Raw genomic sequence first — 4,996 nt, forward strand, 5'->3', positions numbered from 1 at the left:
GCCGCGCTTGGCGGCGGCCGGGTGCGCGAACACGCAGACCCCGCCCGCGGCCTTGACCAGCCGGATCGCCTCGAAGGGGTCGGTCTCGTGCTTCTCCACGAAGGCCCGCCCGCCGTCGGCCAGCCACTCCTCGGTGAACGCGTCGCTCACCGTCGGGACGACACCCAGCTCGACCAGCGCCGAGGCGACGTGCGGGCGCCCCACCGAGCCGCCGGCGGCGATCCGCTCGACCTGCTCCCAGGTGACCGGCACGCCCAGCGCGTTCAGCTTGGCGATCATGCCCTTGGCCCGCGGCACCCGGTCGTCCCGCACCAGCTCGCGCTCGGCGAGCAGGGCGGGCTCGGCGGGGTCGAAGAGGTAGGCCAGCATGTGCATCGACACGCCGTCGAGGCGGCAGGACAGCTCGGCGCCGGTGACCAGCGTCAGCCCCTCGGGCAACGCGGCGATCGCCTCGCCGTAGCCCCGCGTGGTGTCGTGGTCGGTCAGCGCGACGACGTCCAGCCCCGCGGCGGCGGCCTTCCGCACCAGCTCGGCCGGGGTGTCCGTCCCGTCGGACGCCGTGGAGTGACAGTGCAGATCGATGCGCACAGCAGCTCCAGGCGGTGACGGTAGGAAGGGGACACCTAAGGATAGCGGGGTTTTCCGGACCCCCTGTCACACCCGCAACCGGCCGGCGCCCCCTACTGCGACCCCGCAAGGAGCGCGGGGAACGGCGCGAGCGCCCCGCCACGCACCCGCGGTCGCCCACGCCCCCGCACCCGGCACCGGCACCGGCACCGGCACCCCAGTGGACGCTACGGCCGGAGCAGGCGCGGCGACAACGCTCCGCAGGGCACCAGGTCTATCTCCGCCCCCGCGTCCCGCAGATCGGTCAGCACCAGCTCGTCGTACATGAGCAGTCCGGCCTGCTCGGGCCACATCACCGCCCACAGCCACATGCCGAGCGCCTCGCCGGCGAAGACGGCGCGGTCGTCGGGGGTGCGGAAGACGTGCCAGAGCGGGGTCGGGCGGCCCGCGGCCAGCACCTTGGCCTGCGGCGGCTTCTCGACGTTCATGTACGGCCCCGGGTCCGGGCCGTCGATGCCGGCGTAGCGCGCGCCGAGGCCGACGCCCAGTTCCTCGGCGATCAGGATCAGCTCACCGGGGCCGCCGAGCGGTCCGGGGCCCGAGCAGGCCACCGCGGTCGCCCGGCCGCCGCTGCGGTCGTCGCCGGCGTACGCCACACCCGTGAACAGCCAGCCGACCGGCAGCGGCCACGGCATCCACACCGGCACCTGCGTGCGGTGCACCACGACGTTGAGCGCCTCGACGCTGGGCGGAATCACGGGCTGCAGCGGATACACCGTGCCGTGCACATCGCACTGCCACGCATCGGCGAAGAGTCCGGGAGCCCTGACCCGGCCACCGCACCTCGGGCAACTGGGTTCGCCCCTCATAGGGCCCCACGGTCCTACCCCGGCCCGCCCACGTCAAGGACGATCACCCGTCCGGACGGAAGACCCGACCATACGCCCTGACCGGCCGCCCCGCCGGCCACCCCGCCGACGCGATAGATGCATCTTGCATTAATTAGCGGAGCTAACTTACTATGTGCATAACCCAACCATCTTCGCCACCACCACCTAGTGAGGGAGAAGCACATGGACCCCTTCGACGCGGGAGCCGGCGGCCTCCTGCGACAGCCCAAGGCGGTCTGGGCCACGGCCGGCGCCTCCGTCGTCGCCTTCATGGGCATCGGCCTCGTCGACCCGATCCTGCCGTCGATCGCGCAGGGCCTGCACGCCACCGCCAGCCAGGTGTCCCTGCTCTTCACCTCGTACTTCCTGATCACCGCCGTGGCGATGCTGCTGACCGGCTTCGTCTCCAGCCGCATCGGCGGCCGGAAGACCCTGCTGCTCGGCCTCGCCTTCGTGGTCGTCTTCGCGGGCCTGGCCGGTACGTCGGACACGGTCGGCCAGCTCGTCGGGTTCCGGGCCGGCTGGGGCCTCGGCAACGCCCTGTTCGTGTCCACCGCGCTCGCGGTGATCGTGGGGGCCGCGGCCGGGGGCAGCGCGGCGGCGATCCTGCTGTACGAGTCCGCGCTCGGCCTCGGCATGGCCTGCGGCCCGCTGCTCGGCGCGGTCCTCGGCAACGTCAGCTGGCGCTACCCCTTCTTCGGCACGGCCACGCTGATGGCGATCGGCTTCCTGTGCATCACGGCGTTCCTGAAGGAACAGCCCCGGCCGGCCCGGAAGACCTCGGTCCTGGACCCGCTCAAGGCACTCGGCCACGGCGGTCTGGCCTCGGCGGCGGTCTCGGCGTTCTTCTACAACTACACGTTCTTCACCGTGCTGGCCTTCACACCGTTCGTGCTGGACATGACGCCGTACCGGTCGGGCGCGGTGTTCTTCGCCTGGGGTGTGCTGCTCGCCGTCTTCTCGGTGATCGTGGCCCCGCGCATGCAGGCGCGGTTCGGTTCGCTGAAGGTGCTCGGCGGCTCGCTGGTGCTGCTCGCCGCGGACGTGCTCGTGCTCGGCTACGGCGGCCACACCGCGGCCATCGTCTGCACGATCCTGTCCGGCGCCTTCATCGGCGTGAACAACACCGTGTACACCGAGCTGGCCCTCGGCGTGTCGGACGCCCCGCGCCCGGTGGCGAGCGCGGGCTACAACTTCGTCCGCTGGTTCGCCGCCGCCGCGGCGCCCTACTTCGCACCGAAGATCGAGGAGTGGACCGACGTCCACATCCCGTTCGTGGTCGCGGCCGTCACGGCGGTGCTCGGCGCGGTCGTGGTCGTCGTACGGCGCAAGGCCCTCACGCACGAGGCGGAGGAGCTGGAGCCGAAGCACGCCGCCGAGGACGGCGTCGGCGTCTTCGCCGACCGGCCCAACTGACCGGATTCCGCCTTGTGTTGGTGAGATCGGTCACTCGGCGGACGGCGGCGCGTCAGTCCAGCGGGACGGATCTGCGGGCGGGGTCCCTCAGGTCCGTCCCGTTCGCGAGCCAGCGCTCCTGGAGCGCCTGGGCGCCGTGCACCCGCTTCCAGGCGGCCTCGTTCGGGGTCATCGGCAGCAGCGGCAGGAACCGTACGGGGTCCATCGGGGCGTCCAGCTCCAGGTCCTCCACCAGCCCGCCGGGCTCGCCCACCAGCACCGAGGTGAAGGGGGCGCCGGGCCACAGCGGACCGCCCACGTCCAGCGAGGCGCCCGGCGTCACCACGAGGCCCTCCACCTGCGGGGACGCGGCCAGCACGGCGAGCGGGCGGAGCACCTTGTCGGTGTCGGCGACGCCCGCGCGGACGGACAGGACCAGTTCGGCGCGGGGGCCCTTGACCGGGTCGGCGAGCATCGCCGTGGGATCCGTCATGGGGTGCCGGGACATGCCGAGGGTGGCGTACCGGACGACGTCCCCCTCCTGGAAGCGGAGCACCTCGATACGGTCCGTGCCGAGGAAGGTGACCGCGGCCCGGGCGTCCGGTTCGCCCAGCGCGGTGGTCAACCGGGCCTCGACCAGAGGAAGAACATCAGCCATGCGCTGAGCATAGAACTCGTCAGTAGCGGGCAAAGCGGCGCCTTGACAGTACGCGCGGCTGGTACTCTGAGCCGGTGGTTCGGGACAGCACGCCGAGCGTTGCCGTCAAGTCCCGACGCCGATGAGACTCCCTTACGAGGGACCGGCCGGAGGAGGTGGGGCTGTCATGGATCGAAGTCGACCGTGCAGTACCACTCGCTCTTCCGGCTGCTGACGTAGTTACGGCTGGCCGCCGCCTTCCTTTGCGCATCGTCGTGCGGAAGAGCACTTCGTTTCGCTTTGCCTGATCTGCCTGATCTGCCTGATCTGAATCAGTACTGCATCAGCAGCGAAGTCGCCACCGCAACGGTGCGGTGCTCCCCGCTTTGTGGACGTGCCACACACGCACAGTCAGGACGTCCCCATTCCGGGTAGTTCCACCCGTTGCCGCGCGCGCTGTCGCTGCCCGCCTGCGAAGGAGCCTGCCCATGTCGATGATCCGCGACCTGCGCGCCGTGGTCCGTCCGTCGTCCCGTGTCTCGCTGCGCAAGGACACGAGCCCGTCGTACGACACCACGCGCGCTCCCGGCACGTCCTCCGCCGTCGTGGACTGCGCCGTCTACCGCGACGGCGCCCGCGTCGAGAGCGCGGGGCCGCTCAGCCCGCAGGAGGCGATGCGGCTGGTCCGCCGCGACGGCGGCTTCGTCTGGATCGGGCTGCACGAGCCGACCGAGGCCGAATTCGCCGGTATCGCGAGCGAGTTCGGGCTGCACCCGCTGGCCGTCGAGGACGCGGTGCAGGCCCACCAGCGGCCCAAGCTGGAGCGCTACGACGAGTCGCTGTTCACCGTCTTCAAGACCATCCACTACGTCGAGCACGACCGGCTCACCGCCACCAGCGAGGTCGTGGAGACCGGCGAGGTCATGTGCTTCACCGGCCGGGACTTCTTCATCACCGTCCGGCACGGCGGCCAGGGCTCGCTGCGCGCGCTGCGGCACCGCCTCCAGGACGACCCGGAGCTGCTCGCCAAGGGCCCCTCGGCGGTGCTGCACGCCATCGCCGACCACGTGGTGGACGGCTACATCGCGGTCGCCCACGCGGTGCAGGACGACATCGACGAGGTGGAGACCGAGGTCTTCTCGCCCGGCCGCAAGGGCGGGGTCTCGCGCGGTGTCGACTCGGCGCGGATCTACCAACTCAAGCGCGAGGTGCTGGAGTTCAAGCGCGCGGTGGCGCCGCTGCTGCGGCCCATGCAGCTGCTGAGCGAGCGGCCGATGCGGCTGATCGATCCGGACATCCAGAAGTACTTCCGGGACGTCGCCGACCACCTGGCCCGGGTCCAGGAGCAGGTGCTGGGCTTCGACGAACTGCTCAACTCCATCCTCCAGGCCAATCTCGCGCAGGCGTCCGTCGCGCAGAACGAGGACATGCGCAAGATCACCTCGTGGGCCGCGATCATCGCCGTGCCGACGATGGTGTGCGGGGTGTACGGCATGAACTTCGACCA

5 protein-coding genes are annotated in these 4,996 nt (G+C 71.2%); 2 read left to right on the forward strand and 3 right to left on the reverse strand.

The features are described from left to right. Positions 1–588 (reverse strand): PHP domain-containing protein (locus tag CCN44_RS31255; RefSeq protein ID WP_086701381.1); only part of this gene is annotated, 588 nt, incomplete at its 3' end. A gap of 206 nt (positions 589–794) precedes the next feature. Beyond that, positions 795–1,436, reverse strand: a complete 642-nt coding sequence (locus tag CCN44_RS31260; protein ID WP_086701385.1) for a DUF6758 family protein — start codon at positions 1,434–1,436, stop codon at positions 795–797. 204 nt (positions 1,437–1,640) lie between these two features. Here CCN44_RS31260 and CCN44_RS31265 point away from each other — a divergent pair, with 204 nt between their 5' ends. Beyond that, a complete protein-coding gene (locus CCN44_RS31265; RefSeq protein ID WP_059252457.1) occupies positions 1,641–2,873 on the forward strand; it encodes an MFS transporter in 1,233 nt (410 codons plus the stop codon). Between the two features lie 52 nt (positions 2,874–2,925). Here the strand turns inward: CCN44_RS31265 and CCN44_RS31270 are convergent, their stop codons facing one another. After that, positions 2,926–3,510 carry a suppressor of fused domain protein gene (locus CCN44_RS31270; protein ID WP_059252456.1) on the reverse strand — a complete coding sequence of 195 codons (585 nt, stop codon included), beginning with the start codon at positions 3,508–3,510 and terminating at the stop codon, positions 2,926–2,928. Positions 3,511–3,977: 467 nt separating this feature from the next. On the opposite strand from CCN44_RS31270, the gene CCN44_RS31275 reads away from it, so the two are divergent. Next, the coding region (locus CCN44_RS31275) for a magnesium and cobalt transport protein CorA (protein ID WP_086701389.1) at positions 3,978–4,996 on the forward strand (1,019 nt) is incomplete at its 3' end.

The organism is Streptomyces tricolor (assembly GCF_002155905.1).
In the GTDB taxonomy this organism is placed as follows: domain Bacteria; phylum Actinomycetota; class Actinomycetes; order Streptomycetales; family Streptomycetaceae; genus Streptomyces; species Streptomyces tricolor.